Origin of the sequence: Bacillus sp. z60-11 (genome assembly GCF_046464135.1) — a bacterium.
Taxonomy (GTDB): Bacteria; Bacillota; Bacilli; order Bacillales; family Bacillaceae; genus Bacillus; species Bacillus sonorensis_A.
Genome location: NZ_JBIYSN010000003.1, coordinates 265579 through 282484 on the forward strand (window position 1 = coordinate 265579; position 16906 = coordinate 282484).

At 48.0% G+C, this 16906-nt stretch carries 15 protein-coding genes; 10 read left to right on the top strand and 5 right to left on the bottom strand.

The genetic code is table 11. From position 1 onward, the window contains the following. Positions 1-14 precede the first annotated feature (14 nt). Both ACINLD_RS11175 and ACINLD_RS11180 read right to left on the bottom strand, forming a co-directional pair. Positions 15-266 (bottom strand): hypothetical protein, encoded by a 252-nt coding sequence (locus ACINLD_RS11175; RefSeq protein ID WP_026589268.1) that lies wholly within the window; start codon positions 264-266, stop codon positions 15-17. A gap of 298 nt (positions 267-564) precedes the next feature. Beyond that, a complete protein-coding gene (locus tag ACINLD_RS11180) occupies positions 565-738 on the bottom strand; it encodes a hypothetical protein (protein ID WP_179115679.1) in 174 nt (57 codons plus the stop codon). A 390-nt stretch (positions 739-1128) separates the two neighbouring features. Here ACINLD_RS11180 and ACINLD_RS11185 point away from each other — a divergent pair, with 390 nt between their 5' ends. Then, complete coding sequence (locus tag ACINLD_RS11185) at positions 1129-2175, top strand: lactonase family protein (protein WP_409444385.1); 1047 nt, start codon at positions 1129-1131, stop codon at positions 2173-2175. Positions 2176-2228: 53 nt separating this feature from the next. On the opposite strand, the gene ACINLD_RS11190 is transcribed toward ACINLD_RS11185, so the two are convergent. After that, positions 2229-2585 (bottom strand): helix-turn-helix domain-containing protein, encoded by a 357-nt coding sequence (locus tag ACINLD_RS11190; protein ID WP_026589265.1) that lies wholly within the window; start codon positions 2583-2585, stop codon positions 2229-2231. Positions 2586-2798: 213 nt separating this feature from the next. Here ACINLD_RS11190 and ACINLD_RS11195 point away from each other — a divergent pair, with 213 nt between their 5' ends. From ACINLD_RS11195 to ACINLD_RS11210, 4 genes are all read left to right on the top strand, one after another. Beyond that, on the top strand, positions 2799-3788 hold the full coding sequence (locus ACINLD_RS11195) for an asparaginase (RefSeq protein WP_026589264.1): 990 nt from the start codon (positions 2799-2801) through the stop codon (positions 3786-3788). Positions 3789-3809: 21 nt separating this feature from the next. After that, entirely contained in the window at positions 3810-5237 is a 1428-nt protein-coding gene (aspA, locus tag ACINLD_RS11200; protein WP_026589263.1) for an aspartate ammonia-lyase, read from the top strand. 225 nt (positions 5238-5462) lie between these two features. After that, positions 5463-6860 carry a Na+/H+ antiporter NhaC gene (gene nhaC, locus ACINLD_RS11205; RefSeq protein WP_026589262.1) on the top strand — a complete coding sequence of 466 codons (1398 nt, stop codon included), beginning with the start codon at positions 5463-5465 and terminating at the stop codon, positions 6858-6860. 35 nt (positions 6861-6895) lie between these two features. Next, entirely contained in the window at positions 6896-8227 is a 1332-nt protein-coding gene (locus ACINLD_RS11210) for an NAD-dependent malic enzyme (protein ID WP_026589261.1), read from the top strand. A 21-nt stretch (positions 8228-8248) separates the two neighbouring features. On the opposite strand, the gene ACINLD_RS11215 is transcribed toward ACINLD_RS11210, so the two are convergent. Together ACINLD_RS11215 and ACINLD_RS11220 are read right to left on the bottom strand one after the other, a co-directional pair. Then, the gene (locus ACINLD_RS11215; RefSeq protein WP_026589260.1) at positions 8249-8638 is read right to left on the bottom strand and encodes a DUF1259 domain-containing protein; all 390 of its coding nucleotides are present in this window, start codon (positions 8636-8638) and stop codon (positions 8249-8251) included. Positions 8639-8705: 67 nt separating this feature from the next. After that, a complete protein-coding gene (locus ACINLD_RS11220; protein WP_026589259.1) occupies positions 8706-9509 on the bottom strand; it encodes a formate/nitrite transporter family protein in 804 nt (267 codons plus the stop codon). 203 nt (positions 9510-9712) lie between these two features. Here ACINLD_RS11220 and ACINLD_RS11225 point away from each other — a divergent pair, with 203 nt between their 5' ends. The 5 genes from ACINLD_RS11225 (at position 9713) to cydC (ending at position 16859) form a co-directional block, all read left to right on the top strand. Then, on the top strand, positions 9713-10582 hold the full coding sequence (locus tag ACINLD_RS11225; RefSeq protein WP_026589258.1) for a fructosamine kinase family protein: 870 nt from the start codon (positions 9713-9715) through the stop codon (positions 10580-10582). 380 nt (positions 10583-10962) lie between these two features. Further along, on the top strand, positions 10963-12369 hold the full coding sequence (locus ACINLD_RS11230; protein WP_077735977.1) for a cytochrome ubiquinol oxidase subunit I: 1407 nt from the start codon (positions 10963-10965) through the stop codon (positions 12367-12369). Further along, positions 12356-13372, top strand: coding sequence for a cytochrome d ubiquinol oxidase subunit II (gene cydB, locus ACINLD_RS11235; RefSeq protein WP_077735978.1), 1017 nt, complete (start codon positions 12356-12358; stop codon positions 13370-13372). Before ACINLD_RS11230 ends, cydB begins: the two co-directional genes overlap by 14 nt. Then, complete coding sequence (cydD, locus tag ACINLD_RS11240) at positions 13372-15096, top strand: thiol reductant ABC exporter subunit CydD (RefSeq protein WP_077735979.1); 1725 nt, start codon at positions 13372-13374, stop codon at positions 15094-15096. The genes cydB and cydD overlap by 1 nt, the downstream gene beginning before the upstream one ends. Next, positions 15093-16859, top strand: coding sequence for a thiol reductant ABC exporter subunit CydC (cydC, locus tag ACINLD_RS11245; RefSeq protein ID WP_277691961.1), 1767 nt, complete (start codon positions 15093-15095; stop codon positions 16857-16859). The genes cydD and cydC overlap by 4 nt, the downstream gene beginning before the upstream one ends. Positions 16860-16906 lie beyond the last annotated feature (47 nt).

The following is a 16906-nucleotide window of genomic DNA, read 5'->3' on the forward strand; positions in this document are numbered from 1 at the left end:
CAATGCCGCTTTCCTTATTTTTTATCGCTTTGGTGCGTCGGGTTGATGATAAGCCGCAGATTCGGGCGCATACCTTCAGAGGTTCGGCGGTTTTCCGTCTGCCCTGGTGCGGTTTCGATTACCCTCAAACATCCGGTCGGCGCTGCTGGCTGGCGGACCAATGTTTCGCTTTTCACGGCCGCTTTGTTATACGGTCTTTTGTTGCTCTTGTCAAAAAAGAATGAATACAAAATAAACAGAGCAAATAAAACCAGTAAAAAAATCATCTGGAAAAACCCCTCCTTGTCATGAATGTCTTCTTTTAATATCGAACAAGCGGGTGCAAAGTTTTATATATTTTGTATCGGAATCGAATTTTTATGACTTTTGTATCGGTTGAAGAGTGGGGAGCTGTTGTCCTAACATCATTCCCAATCGGAAGTCGGGTTAAACAACTGAATTGACTAGAATGTTTTTGGAGTAGATGGTGAACAAATTATGAAGGGAATTGGCCGCTGATTGCAGCAAGAGCTGCATCCAGCCTAAGAATCCGAGCAGGAGCAGGAGAAAGGCGGCCGGCAGGTTTTAACAGCCGCCGCCACCATCGCCGCCGCCACCGCAATCACCGCCGCCGTCTCCGGATGAATCAGGACCCCCGACAAAGAAAGTTGAAGAGCCGCTGTTGTTTCCGTCGGACGGCGCCATGGCGGCGTAGAGGAAGAATATCACCAAGATAAAACCAATTATTCCAACTAGCATATAAAAACCCCCTTCATAATATATAACTTTTGTTTTTATACGATTAGCAGGCTGGAAAGTTTCGCAATTTTGTAAAAAATAGTCTTACATAGATAATATGACTTTATCCATTTTACCCCGCAAGTCTTTTAGAATTTCATGGAGATACATTTCAAGTACAGTGGCAAAATGAGTCGTTACAACGTTTTCAAATCGGTATTTTTCACTTCTCCGCTGCCGGACGAGAGCGATTCCATGATATAAGCGGATGTCAAAGCCTTTTATGTTAAGAATATCATAAAAAGGTTTTTTCATATGAGCGTCTAAGGTTTTTATATACCAGATCATGATTATTCAGCTTCAGTAAGTTAAAATAGGAATGGACGACTGTATAAAAAGGAGAGGATCAAGATGCCGAAGTACAGAGGTTATATCGGAACGTATACAAAAGCAGACAGCGAAGGGATTTATACATTCGAGCTTGATACGGAGAACAAAGCGTTAACGACGCCAAAGCTCGCTGCAAAGTTAGGCAGTCCGACATATTTGAATATCGCCAAAGACAATGAAATGCTGTATGCGGTTGCGAAAGACGGAGACAAGGGCGGAGTTGCCGCGTATCGGATTGATGGCTCCGCCGGTGAGCTGACCTTCATCAACGGGCAAACGGAAGAAGGGCCGTCACCTTGTCATGTCAGTGTCGATCAGGACAATCGCTATGTTCTTTCCGCCAATTACCACAGCGGGACGATCATCTCTTATCCTTTAAATGAGAACCGGGGTCTGCTTGCACCTTCATCAGAGATGCATCATGAGGGATCAGGACCGCATGAGAGACAGGAAAAAGCACACACCCATTATTCCGGATTTACGCCTGATCAGAAATATGCAGTGGCGGTCGATCTCGGAACGGACCTTATCATCACGTATCAATTGAAAGAGGGCCGGCTTGAAGAAGTGAAAAAACACGCTGCTGCACCGGGCTCAGGGCCGAGACATATCGAGTTCCACCCGCAGGAAAAGTATGCATATGTATTAACGGAGCTGAGCAATGAAGTCATCGTGTTGGAATACAACCCTGATTTGGGTGAATTCAGGGAGATTCAAGTGATTTCGGCATTGCCGGAAGGCTTTGACGGTGCGAGCCAGGGCGGCGCCATCCACGTCACAAAGGACGGCAAATTTGTATACGCTTCAAATCGCGGACACGACAGTGTTGCCGTCTTCAGCGTCAACGAACATTCGGGCGAGCTTACCCTTGTTGAACACGTGTCAACTGAAGGGGAATGGCCGCGGGACTTTGCGCTTGATCCATCCGAACAGTTTTTGATCGCTGCCAATCAGGAAACAGGAACACTGACATTGTTTGCAAGAGATGAAAAAACGGGGAGACTGACGCTTTTGCAATCTAATGTCCCGGCTCCGGAAGCGGTTTGTGTAAAATTTTTATATGTCTAGTCATAAAAAAACTTGATTGGCCTCCCTGCCAGTCAAGTTTTTTCGTTCTATGTTTAACTTTTAGAATTGCTGTCAAATTGTTTTTTAACCTTGATAAACGCCGCCATCTGTTTGATGTCTTCTTCAGAAAGAAGCGTCCCGTCGATCGCAAGCTTGTGCTTGCCCCATTCGGTCAACTCAATGGCATCACTTTTATCCTTCCCATTCCGCGGATCGTCAACTCTGCCAAGCAAATAATCGGTTGAGGTGTTGAATAAATCAGCGATTTCGATCAGCGCCTCTAAAGAAGGGCGGCGATAGCCTGATTCATAGCCCGCATAAGTGCTTTTTGCAATCCCGAGAAGGTCGGCAGTATATTGCAATGACCATTTTTTACTTTTTCTCAGTGTTGTTAATCGATCTAAATTCATATTTTACGCTCCTTTTGATTCAAAGTGATTATAGCATAATATCAGGAAAAGTGTACGCGTAATGAATAAACTTTCTTGATTATTTCACATTTGAAGACTATAATTGCATTAAAGGTACGCAAAAAGCGTATACAGCGCTTACATGCAGACCGCCATTGATTTTCTGATCGTGCTTTAGACTGAATAAATTGACTTCTTAAAGAGGTGTTGCACATGAAAAAGTTACTGCTCTTGACCACCGGCGGGACCATTGCTTCAGTAGAAGGAGAAAATGGACTGGCACCGGGGGTTAAAGCGGAAGAGCTTCTCAGCTATTTATCTGATGACTACTCAAATTATACGATAGATTGCCAATCTTTAATGGATATAGACAGTACAAATATGCAGCCTGAACACTGGGTGCAAATGGCGGAAGCGGTTTATGAAAATTACAGCCGCTATGACGGGTTTGTGATCACCCATGGCACAGATACGATGGCCTATACATCGGCAGCGCTTTCATACATGCTGCAGAATGTTGACAAGCCTGTTGTGATTACGGGTTCCCAGGTTCCGATTACATTTAAGAAGACGGACGCAAAGAAAAATATTAAAGACGCGGTCCGCTTTGCCTGCGACGGGATCGGCGGAGTGTACGTCGTCTTTGATGGACGTGTCATTTTGGGAACGAGAGCGATCAAATTGAGAACGAAAAGCTATGATGCTTTTGAAAGTATCAACTATCCTTATATCGCTTTCATCCATGACAAGGAAATCGAGTACAACAAGCGGGCGCCTGAGGCAAAGCCTGGCACATTGAAGATTGATACTTCCTTAAATACTGATGTGTGTCTTTTAAAATTGCACCCCGGCTTAAAGCCCGAGTTTTTGGATTGTCTGAAAGATTCATATAAAGGTATTGTGATTGAAAGCTACGGCAGCGGCGGTATTCCATTTGAAAAAAGAAACATTCTGGAAAAAGTGAACGAGCTGATCGATTCCGGAATCGTCGTCGCCATTACGACGCAATGCCTTGAAGAAGGAGAAGATATGAGCATTTACGAGGTTGGCCGAAAGGTAAACCAGGATGCCATTATCCGTTCAAGAAACATGAACACCGAAGCAATCGTGCCGAAACTCATGTGGGCCTTAGGGCAAACCGGGGATCCCGGTGAAGTGAAGAAAATCATGGAGACACCGATTTCAGACGATATCATCATTTAAAAAAGAAAGCAGGGTTAGCAAATGAAAGCTGAAATGACATACCGGACGGAAAAAGATTTTCTCGGAGAAAAAAGCATTCCGGCCGATGTCTACTACGGTATTCAAACATTGCGGGCAGCGGAGAATTTCCCGATCACAGGCTACAAAATTCACGAAGAAATGATCAAAGCATTGGCTGTTGTGAAAAAAGCGGCCGCGCTCGCGAACATGGAAACAAAGCGCCTTTATAAAGGCCTCGGTGAAGCGATTGTTCAAGCGGCAGACGAGATTATCGACGGCAAGCTGCATGATCAATTTATCGTCGACCCAATCCAGGGCGGCGCCGGAACTTCAATGAACATGAATGCGAATGAAGTCATCGGCAACCGCGCGCTTGAACTGCTCGGCCACGGGAAAGGGGAATATATTCACTTAAGTCCGAATACGCACGTCAACATGTCGCAATCGACAAACGACGTATTCCCGACGGCCATTCACATTTCGACGCTCAAGCTTCTGGAAAAGCTGCTCGATACGATGGATTACATGCTTGACGCCTTTAAGAAAAAAGCGCGCGACTTTGACCATGTCATCAAAATGGGGCGCACCCATCTCCAAGATGCGGTTCCGATTCGCCTCGGCCAGGAATTCGAAGCGTACTGCCGCGTGATCGAACGCGACATCAAGCGGATTAAACAGTCGCGCCAGCATCTGTACGAGGTTAATATGGGCGCTACCGCAGTGGGAACCGGGCTGAATGCAGATCCCCGCTATATTGAACATGTCGTCAAATATTTGGCGGACATCAGCGGACTTCCGCTTGTCGGCGCTGACCACCTTGTCGATGCGACGCAAAATACGGACGCATATACGGAAGTATCAGCGGCATTGAAAGTCTGCATGATGAATATGTCCAAAATCGCCAATGACCTGAGATTAATGGCATCTGGTCCGCGCGCAGGACTGGCTGAGATTTCCCTTCCGGCAAGACAGCCGGGCTCGTCGATTATGCCGGGAAAAGTCAATCCTGTCATGGCTGAGCTGATTAACCAAATCGCCTTCCAAGTCATTGGGAACGACCATACGATCTGCCTCGCTTCTGAAGCAGGCCAGCTCGAACTGAATGTGATGGAGCCTGTGCTCGTGTTTAACCTTCTTCAATCGATCAGCATCATGAACAACGGATTCCGTTCCTTTACGGATCATTGTGTGACAGGCATTGAAGCGAATGAAAAACGGTTGAAAGCCTATGTTGAAAAAAGCGCCGGCGTTATTACGGCCGTCAACCCGCACCTCGGATATGAAGCGGCCGCCAGAATTGCGAGAGAAGCGATTCTGACAGGTCAATCGGTCCGCGATTTATGCCTGCAAAATGATGTATTGACAGAGGAAGAGCTCGATTTGATTTTAAATCCTTTTGAAATGACAAAGCCGGGTATTGCCGGTGCGGAACTTTTGAATCGTGATTAACTAACGACAGGCGAAAACACTCTAAAGCTTATACCGGGATAGAAATACAGAGTGTTTTCGCTTTTCTTGTAAAACGAATGAGAGCAGTGTAAAGGGTTACGGTCCTGGCCTTTTTCATGATATACTGGGCTGTGTTAGTTAAAATTTTATGAAAAACTTGAACTAAATCGCTATTTTTATGTATTTTTCTTTGAAAGCGTTTCAATTGATAAGGGGGATCTCAGGATGAAAAATACACGGTTGCCGTCTATGCTGGAAATTATTTGTGTATTAGGCGCGTTTTTAGCCATAGTATGTTCGTTTACAGTTAAGTTTGATTTGCCTATTCAGCTGGCATTATTCATTTCATGGTTTTTAGTGATTTTGCTCGGATTTCGCCTCGGGCACCGTTATGAGGATTTGCAAAAATCGATTACAACCGGGATATCCAATGGACTTGAAGCGATACTCATCCTGATAGCCGTCGGCGCTCTGATCGGCACATGGATAGCCGGAGGGGTTGTGCCGACGTTGATTTATTACGGACTTGAATTTATCCACCCGAGCATTTTCCTGCTCGCCACGCTCATCATTTGTTCGATTACGTCTGTTGCAACAGGGACATCCTGGGGAACCGTCGGTACGGCCGGAATCGCCATGATGGCGATCGGGGAAGGACTGGGACTGCCGCTTCCGCTTGTTGCCGGCGCTGTTTTGTCCGGCGCTTATTTTGGAGATAAATTATCGCCTCTTTCCGACAGCACAGTGCTTGCTTCGTCTTTATCAAAGGTCGAGGTCATCAGACATGTCAGAGCGATGCTGTTTTTATCCATTCCCGCCTATATCATCACGGCGGTGCTGTTTACGATTACCGGATTTATTTACGGAACGAAAAATGTCGACTTGGCTAAAGTAGAATATTTGAAAGCATCACTGCAGAACACATTTGATATTCACATTTGGATGCTCATTCCGGCCATCGTTGTCATTGTTCTATTGGCGATGAAAAAGCCGTCGGTGCCGACGATTGCGATCGGTGCTCTATTAGGCGCCATCTGGGCCGCGGTATTCCAAGACATGAATTTTTCCGCTGCGATCGGCACAGCTTACAGCGGGTTTTCAATCGATACCGGCATCGACTTTTTGGACAAGCTTTTAAACCGCGGCGGAATCGAAGGGATGCTCGGCTCTGTCGTTGTCATTATTCTTGGACTCGGTTTTGGCGGTTTGCTTGAACATTTAGGCGTTTTACAAGTGATTGTGTCGAAGTTCCAGAAAAAGCTGACATCAGCCGGAAATGTGACATTTTCAACGATCATTGTCGCTTTCCTGGCAAATGTATTTGGCTGTGCGATGTACGTTTCCCTCATCTTGACACCGAAAATCATGGAAAAAAGTTATGACAAGCTGCATATCGACCGCAGGGTGCTGTCAAGAAACGCGGAGGTCGGGGGGACCATGACATCGGGAATGGTGCCGTGGTCAGATAACGGAATTTATATGGCCGGGATTCTCGGCGTATCGACGTTCTCCTATCTGCCGTTTATGTGGCTGAGCTTCGTTTCCATCGGACTTGCGATTCTGTACGGCTATACAGGGAAATTCATTTGGTATACGGACAAAAAAGATTCACCTGCGGGGTAGCTGATCTTTAATCAATCATTGGAGGTATTTCAGTTATGAATGGCAATAACATTATTCGGAATTTGATGCTGGAGATCCCTTCGGCACCCGGAAACCTTGGAAAGGTGACAACGGCCATCGGCCTTGCCGGCGGCGATATTGGAGAAGTTGAAACGATCAAGGTCGGGCCGAATTATACGATGCGCAACATCACCGTTCAGGTTGAGCATGAAGAGCAGCTGACGGAGATTCTTGACGTAATTCGCAATTTAAAAGAAGGCATCCATCTTCATACCGTTTCAGATGATGTCCTTGCCGCACACGAAGGCGGGAAAATCGGCATGAAGAGCAAGATGCCGATTCACTCATTGGCGGACTTGAGAAGGGTCTACACTCCAGGGGTGGCAAACGTCTGCGAGCTTATAAAGGAAGAGCCGCAAAAAGCAAACATCTATACAGGAATCGGCAATTCGGTGGCGATCGTGACGGACGGAACGGCCATCCTCGGCCTCGGCGATATCGGCCCGGTTGCCGGAATGCCTGTTATGGAAGGGAAAGCCGCTCTATTTGACCAGCTGGCGGGCATCAGCGGTGTACCGATTTTGCTCGATACGAAAGATCCTGACGACATTGTGCGGACAGTTCAAAACATTTCGCCCGGATTTAGCGGGATTCTCCTTGAAGACATCGGTTCTCCGCATTGTTTTGAAATCGAAGAGCGCTTGAAAAACAATTTGAACATCCCGGTGATGCATGACGACCAGCACGGCACCGCTGTGGTCACGCTGGCGGCGGCGATTTCAGCCGCTAAAAGCGCCGGCGTCGACTTAAAGCAGGCGCATGTCGGCCAAATCGGGCTCGGAGCAGCTGGGGTTGCCATCTGCCGGATGTTCATGGCTTACGGTGTCAAACGGGTTGTCGGAACGGATAAATCATTGGAAGCGATGGCCCGTTTGGAAAATTACGGGGGACACGCGGCTGAAAGCATTGAAGAGCTGATGGAAAGCTGTGACATCGTCATCGCCACTACCGGTGTTCCAGGTTTGATCAAGAAACAATGGGTTCGTGAAGGCCAGGTGATTTTGGCTCTTTCCAATCCGAAACCGGAGATTGAGCCTGAAGATGCGCTTGAGGCGGGTGCAGCCTACGCCGCTGACGGCCGGTCCGTCAACAATGTCCTTGGATTCCCGGGCATTTTCAGAGGCGTGTTGAACGCAGGGGCGGAATCGATCAGCCATCCGATGCTGGTCGCAGCAGCAGAGGCGATTGCATCCTGTACAAAACAAGGCGACCTTGTGCCAGATCCGCTGAATCCCGACGTTCATGAAATCGTCGCTGAAGCGGTGGAGAGAGTCGCGCTTTCTGCGATGGGAAAAATGAATGAATAAAGAAAACAAACAGCTGCCGTTTTATTGTAAAACAGATAAAGCGGCAGCTGTTTTTCTTGCAAATGTTAACGGCGATTCCACTGACTGAAAATGGATGTATAACAGATTCGGTTCAGTGAACAGCCAATGGTTATGCAACGCGCTGATGATCAGGCCCTGATCGGTCAGCTTTTTTGTGAAAACCGGGATTTCTTTCGGCAAAATCGCGATTTCCGCCATGTTGAGGGCGATGCCGTTTTGATCAAGCGCTTCGAACATGACTTCCTCCATCCCGACTCCCCTGCTCGGCCTCCCCTGAACTCTGATATTTAAGTGCCGGTTGATACTGACGGAGCAAACGCCGTTTTCGACGTGCGGTTCTCCATTTAAAATTTGTCCGAACTGCCGGCAAATCGTTTGAAAATGCTGCATGTCCGCGAACCTCCCATTTTAATGTCACCTGATTTTATGAATGAAGGCTCGGTTTCATGATCATTTATCAGTGCGGTTTTTTGATGATTTCTTCGCCGTTTGCTTCCGGTTTGTTCGCATAGTTATACATGAACCCCATCATAAATGCTCCGCCGACCAAATTTCCCAATGTAACCGGAATGATATTGTGGACGGCACCGGCCAGGGAAATCGTTTCAGGATGGTCTGTCACCAAGGCGACGGCAAAAGTGGCCATGTTGGCAATGCTGTGTTCGTATCCGGAAATAAAGAAAGTAAAAACAAACAGCATCATGGAGAACATTTTCGCCCCGTCGCCCTTTTGTGACATCGGCACAAAGAACGCCAGACAGACGAGCCAGTTGCAAAGAATCGCTTTAAAAAACAATTCGATGGCTGGCGTATTCATTTTATGCTCGGCAACGCTCAGCAAGAAGCCGGTGGAAGACGAATCTTTCAATAGGCCGCTTGCAAAGATGATGGTTGCGAATAGGACGGCGCCCATTAAGTTTCCCGCATAGCTGAAGATCCACATCTTGATGACATCAGTCCAGCGCATTTTTTTGCGAAGCGCTGCAAATGTATAATAAAACGTGTTTCCCGTGAATAAATCTCCCCCGCCATAGACAATCAATATAATGGCTCCCCCGAATGTGACCGCTGCAATTGGATATGTGAACGGAGACCCCTCAAGATAAAAAAGGTTTCCTGTTTTAAATGCTACGATCACGCCGAATCCGATGAACATGCTTGCCAGTATAGAACGAAGAAGATAATGAAGACGGCTTTGTTCGAATATTCCGTATTTTTTCAAAGCAAGCTCTTCTACGCGAATCAGCGATTTAGTTTCCATGTTTACCACCACCAAGTATTTACTAAGAAGTCTTTTGAGTACGACTTAAGTATAGCAGGATATTGTGAAATATTTCACAAATATAAATGACTTTTATGTGAACAACAATCTATAAAACATGTAAACATCTCAGAAACCCTTCACCTGCCGAACTCTTTTCATTTCCGCATAAGGTTTGTTATAAAGTGAGTGGGGGTGACAGTATGGATGTCAAAACAACCATTGAAAAAGCAGTCACATCAGCCGGAGTGGGCCGCTTCATCAAACAGGTGAAGGAAGCGGGAGGAGGCGACATCAACCGGGCGTTTCTCGTAGAAACAGACGAAGCTCATCTGTTTATCAAGTTAAACGAAGGAGTGCCTGCCGACTTTTTCGAAAAAGAAGCCATGGGGCTGCATGAACTTGGCAAAACAGAGGCGGTGTTGGTGCCGGAGGTTCTGGCTTATAACAGCCAGAAGGATTTGGAGCGTTTTCTCGTACTATCATATATCAAAAGCGTTCGGTCGGACAAAACGGAAGAAGAGTTGGGAAGACGGCTCGCGGCCATGCATCATGCGGAAAAACCTTATTACGGGCTGTCGTATGACAATTATATCGGCACATTCAAGCAGGAAAACGGCAAGTATGCGAGCTGGCATGATTACTATCGGGACAAAAGGCTGCTGCCGCAGATTGCGGTTGCGCAGGACAAAGGGTTTTTAAGCGGCCGGCAGGCCAAACGTCATATCCGTCTCGCTGAATCGATCGGCCGCTGGCTCCCGGATCGCCCCCGCGCATCTGTTCTGCACGGTGATCTGTGGGGAGGCAACTGGATAGCGGGGGAAGGCGGCTCTCCCTATCTCATCGATCCGGCTGTTCTGTATGGCGACTGCCGGATGGATCTGGCGATGACCGCTTTATTCGGCGGTTTTACGGATCGGTTTTACCGCGCTTATGAAGAAGCTTCAGGCGAGCCGCTGGACCGGGAAATATGGCCGCTTTATCAGCTTTTTTACGTCTATTTGCATTTGAATTCGTTTGGCTGCAGCTATCTGCCCCATGCTGAGAACATAGTAGAGCGGTATATTGGGTGAAAAATGGATATAGGCAAAAGATACCGATTTTGTGACAGGTATTGGACACCCTTCAAAGGGTGTTTTTTTATTGATCGGCGTGCTTTCTCCATGGGTCATGGTAAATAAATCCTATTAGCTGTCAAAAAAAGTTTAAAGTTTAGTCAATGTTTGGACACAAAATAAACCATTTTTTAGGTAATTAGATCTTTTTTTCTATGAATAAACGGTGTAAATTACTTATATAAGAAGTCGATAGATTGATTTATAAGTCTATTGGATTAATTTTCGGCCAATCACTTCAAAGGGCGTTTAACAGCGTCACCTTTCATCAATCTATTGTGAAATGTTGAACAAACTTCATGATCTGTGATCAACTTTGGAAATGGAGGAAGCAGGGGATGAACGAATTAATCTTAGCCAGATTTCAATTTGCTTCAACAACGATTTTTCACTTTATTTTTGTGCCGATGTCGATCGGGCTTGTCTTTATGGTTGCATTGATGGAAACCCTTTATGTGACCAAGAAAAAAGACATTTACAGGACGGTGGCTAAATTTTGGGGGCATTTATTTTTAATTAACTTTGCCGTCGGTGTAGTGACAGGTATTCTGCAGGAATTTCAGTTCGGAATGAACTGGTCGGAGTACTCCCGCTTTGTCGGGGATGTGTTTGGCGCTCCGCTTGCTGTGGAGGCGCTCTTGGCATTCTTTATGGAATCCACTTTTATCGGCCTGTGGATATTCGGCTGGGATCGCCTGCCGAAAAAGGTTCATTTGCTGTCGATTTGGCTTGTTTCGCTGGGCACTATGCTGTCGGCGTTTTGGATTTTGGCGGCCAATTCATTTATGCAGGAGCCTGTTGGTTTCGCGATCAAAAACGGCCGTGCGGAAATGACCGATTTCTTCGCCATCATCAAGAATCCGCAGCTTTGGGTGGAATTTCCCCATGTCATTTTCGGCGCGCTTGCAACCGGTTCATTTTTTATTGCCGGTGTGAGTGCATATAAAATGCTGAAAAAACAGGAAATGCTGTTTTTCAGAAAGTCTTTTCAAATCGCGCTGGTTGTGGCGCTGGTTTCCGGCCTCGGCGTGGCTTTCAGCGGGCATGAACAGGCACAGCATCTGATGAAAAGCCAGCCGATGAAAATGGCGGCAAGTGAAGCGCTTTGGGATGACAGCGGCGATCCGGCGGCATGGACGGTTTTGGCCAATATTGATTCGGACAAGCAGGAAAACAAATCAGAAATCAGCATTCCGTATGCGCTCAGCTACCTGGCGTACAAACAATTCAGCGGTGATGTGCCGGGAATGAAAACATTGCAAAAACAATATGAAGAGAAGTATGGCGAAGGAAACTACATTCCGCCGGTGAAAACGACGTTCTGGAGCTTCAGAATCATGGCCGGCGCCGGGATATTGATGATTTTTGCCGCTTTAACCGGTCTTTTCCTCAGCTTCCGCAAAAAACTTGAGTCAAGCAAGTGGTATTTGCGGGCGATGGTCGCACTGATCGCGTTTCCGTTCATCGCGAACACGGCGGGCTGGATCATGACTGAGATCGGACGCCAGCCGTGGACGGTCTTCGGCATTTTGACGACGGCGCAATCCGTTTCACCGAACGTATCGGCGGGAATGCTTCTGTTCTCGGTTATCGCGTTTACCGCGATTTATCTCGTGCTGGCGATCGTTCTTGTTTACTTGTTTATCCGCGAGATTAAAAAAGGGGCTGAACATCATGAGCATCATCATGATGGCTCTGTATCGACAGACCCGTTTGATCAGGAGGTTTACCATGGTATCTCTTAATGAGCTTTGGTTCATATTGGTCGCTGTGTTGTTCGTGGGATTTTTCTTTCTGGAAGGTTTTGATTTTGGCGTCGGCATGGCCACCCGGTTTCTGGGACGGAATGAGCTTGAACGGAGGGTGATGATCAATACGATCGGACCTTTCTGGGATGCGAACGAGGTCTGGCTGCTGACCGGGGGAGGCGCGATTTTCGCGGCTTTTCCGAATTGGTATGCGACCATGTTCAGCGGATACTATATACCGTTCGTCTTTGTCCTGTTGGCATTGATCGGCCGGGGCGTCGCTTTTGAATTCAGAGGAAAAGTGGAGGCGGCTAAGTGGAAGAAAACATGGGATTGGGTCGTATTTTTCGGCAGCATTCTGCCTCCGTTTTTGTTCGGCGTTTTATTCACAAGCATTCTGCGGGGCATGCCGATCGATGCTGATATGAATCTTCACGCCGGTTTTACGGATTACGTGAATCTTTATTCTGTGACAGGAGGCGTCACCGTCACCCTGCTCTGTCTGTTGCACGGACTGATCTTTATTACGCTTAGAACCGATGCCGATCTCAGAGATCGTGCAAGACGTCTCGCTCAAAAAGTCGTGTTTGCGGCGCTGGCAGCGCTTGTGGTCTTTGTTGGGATGTCGATTTTTCAAACGGATTTATTTACAGGGCGCGGACAAGTCACGATACCGCTTGCCGCCTTAATCGTCGTTTGCTATGTGCTGTCCATTGTGTTTATGAAACAAAAACGCGACGGCTGGACGTTTGCCATGACTGGAGCTGGAATCGCGCTGACGGTGGCGACGATCTTTACGGCGCTGTTCCCGCGCGTGATGATCAGCTCTATCAAAAGCGCCTACGATTTGACGGTGTATAATGCTTCATCAGGCGACTATTCATTGAAAGTCATGACGATCGTCGCGCTCGCACTGCTGCCGTTTGTGCTCGGCTATCAAGTATGGAGCTATTATGTATTCCGGAAACGGGTCAGCAGCAAGGAGCCAATGATTTATTAATGGGAAAAGAGCTTTTTCAATATAAGGGGATCAAACGGATTCTCGCACTGCTTGCCGTTTTGACATGCATTCAGGCTGCTGCTGTGATCATGCAGGCGGAATGGCTCGCACAAGCGGTGACACGCCTGTTCAATGGCGGGCGAGTGGATTCGGTTTATTCATTGGCGGCCTTCTTTTTGGCGGCGTTTCTTCTCCGCCATGCCATCACAGTCGTGAAGCAGCGGGCTGTGTATGACTACGCCGCAAAGACCGGAGCCGACATGCGGAAAAGCTTTCTTGAAAAGCTTTTTCAATCAGGGCCGCGTCTCGCGAGAACCGAAGGAACCGGCCATGTGGTGACGCTTGCGATGGAAGGGATTGCCCAGTTCCGCCGCTATTTGGAGCTGTTTCTTCCGAAAATGATCAGCATGGCTGTTATTCCGGCGGCTGTCGTCTGCTATGTCTTTTTCAAAGACAGAACATCCGCCGTAGTGCTGATTGTGGCGATGCCGATTTTAATAGCATTTATGATTCTGCTTGGCTATGCCGCGAAAAGAAAGGCAGACCGGCAATGGAAAACATATGAAACGCTGTCCAATCATTTCACAGACTCGCTGCGCGGCTTGGAAACTTTGAAGTTTTTAGGGTTAAGCCGATCACATACAAAAAATATCTTTAAGGTGAGCGAAAGGTACCGGAAGGCGACGATGAACACGCTTAGAATCGCCTTTCTCTCATCATTTGCCCTCGACTTTTTTACGATGCTGTCTGTCGCGACGGTAGCCGTTTTTCTCGGCCTCGGCCTTGTCGAAGGACATATCGCGCTCGGTACGGCCCTCGCGATCTTGATGCTTGCTCCCGAATTTTTTCTCCCGGTCCGGGAAGTCGGCAATGACTACCACGCCACATTAAACGGCCAGGAAGCCGGAAAAGCGATAAAAGTGATTCTTAACGCTCCTTCATTTAAAGAAGAGAAACCGCTTCAGCTTGATGAATGGTCAGCTGAGAGTCAAATCAGGCTTAGAGGTGTCTCTGTACAGCACGGTGAAGAGGGAGAGAGTTCATTAACCGATATTTCCCTTTCTTTTAAAGGAAAGAAAAAAATCGGAATCATTGGTGCAACCGGTGCGGGGAAGTCTACACTCATCGATGTGCTGGGCGGCTTTTTGGAAACAAAAAACGGCGCTATCGAAATCGGAGATGCAAAACGGTCGCATCTTCAGGCGGAAAGCTGGCAGCGGCAGCTGCTTTATATTCCGCAGCATCCGTTTATTTTTCCGGATACACTTGGCGCTAACATCAGCTTTTATCATCCAGGCGCTTCAGACGAAGAAGTCGAACAGGCGGCAAAGGCTGCGGGACTTTCACAGCTGATTGCGCAGCTTCCTTCAGGACTCGGGGAACAAATCGGCGAAGGTGGAAGGGCATTGAGCGGTGGGCAAGCCCAGCGGATCGCCATCGCCCGGGCCTTTCTCGGAAATCGTCCGGTTCTCTTGCTGGATGAACCGACCGCACACTTGGATGTCGAAACAGAATATGACATGAAGCAAACGATGCTGAAGCTGTTTGAGGATAAGCTCGTCTTGCTGGCGACCCACCGGCTGCACTGGATGCTTGATATGGATGAAATCATCGTGCTGCAGGATGGGAAAGTGGCTGAAACCGGAACACATCAAGAACTGATCGAAAAGCGCGGGGTTTACTACGATCTCGTGCAGGCGCAGTCTTTTGGGGGTGCATCATGAAAAAGGAAGACCGGTGGGTGCTGCCGTATGTGAAAAAGAATATGAAGCTTTTAATCATTGTGGTCTTGCTGGGCGGACTAACGGTGTCCTCTGCCGCATCCCTTATGTTTACGTCCGGTTATTTGATTTCCAAAGCGGCGACTCGTCCGGAAAATGTGTTGATGATTTACGTGCCGATCGTAGCCGTCCGCACCTTTGGGATTTTACGCTCTGTTTCCCGGTATGTAGAGCGGCTGACGGGCCACCATATCATATTGAAAATTCTATCGGACATGCGTGTTCGCCTGTACCGGATGCTTGAACCTCAGGCGCTGAAATTGCGTTCGCGTTTTCGTACAGGCGATATGCTCGGAATTTTGGCTGATGATATCGAGCATTTGCAGGATATGTATTTGAAGACGGTTTTTCCGGGCATTTCCGCCTTGCTTTTGTATACCATCTTCATCGTCGCTCTCGGAAGTTTTTCATGGCCGTTTGCCGGACTCATCGCGATCTATGCGGCAGTATTCGTTTTTCTTGTTCCGCTCGTTTCCCTGCTTGTCACAAGGGCGAAAAACATCGAGCTGAAAAAAGGCCGCAGCCGGCTTTACCGCCGCTTGACCGATGGCGTCATGGGTGTGAGCGACTGGGTTTTCAGCGGTCGGCAAAGCGACTTTATCGATGCATATGAAGAAGAGGAGCACAGGTGGTTGGAGATCGAGAGAAAACGCCAGCGTTTTTCGCGCTGGAGGGACTTTGCCGTCCAGTGTCTTGCAGCCGGACTCGTGCTGCTGATGCTGATGTGGGCAGGCGGTCTAAGTGCGGAAGGCGGATTGCCCCATACGTTCATTGCCGCGTTTGTCCTTGTGGTGTTTCCTCTGACAGAAGCATTCTTTCCGCTTTCTGATGCGGCGGGGGCGATCCCGGCGTACGAGGATTCGCTGCGGCGCATGGAGCAGCTCAGGCCCGCACAAGCGGAAGCGGATGCCGTTTCGCCTGAAACTGCCGAGGCAGTCGGTTTAGACGATGTCACCCTCCGCTTTGACAATGTTTCATTTTCATATGAATCCGGCCATCCGGTGTTGCGCGGTGTTTCTTTTACCGTAAAGCAAGGGGAGAAAATCGCGCTCCTCGGACCGAGCGGTGCGGGTAAATCAACGATTTTGACCATGATCGAGGGGGCGCTTTCTCCAGACGCAGGACGAGTCGCTTTTAACGGAATTGAAGCCGTTGCCCTGCAAGATGACATTTCCCGGATTGTCGGCGTTTTAAATCAAAAGCCGTATCTGTTTGATACGACGATTTTAAATAATATCCGTCTCGGCAATCCTGAAGCGAGCGATGAAGAAGTGTACTGGGCGGCGCGGCAGGTCAAGCTTCATGATCTGATTGAATCGCTTCCTGACGGTTATCATACATCAGTGCAGGAGGCGGGGAGCCGCTTTTCCGGAGGAGAGCGGCAGCGGATCGCACTGGCGCGCATTCTATTGCAGGGTGCACCTGTTATCGTTTTGGATGAACCGACCGTCGGGCTTGATCCAATAACGGAAAAAGAGCTGCTTTTGACGATGTTTGAAGCGCTTGACGGAAAGACCGTTCTTTGGATCACCCACCATTTGGCGGGAGCTGAAGCGGCCGATCGGATTCTTTTTCTCGAAAACGGAAGAATTGAAATGGAAGGAAGACATCAAGATTTACTGCAAGAAAACAAGCGCTATCAGCGGCTATATCAGCTGGATGCGCCGGCGTTGCGGCATGAGGATCGAAAGGGCAGCTTCATTTGAAGCTGCTTTTTCTTTAGCAGTTTTTAGCCATTTTTAAGGAGCGGATT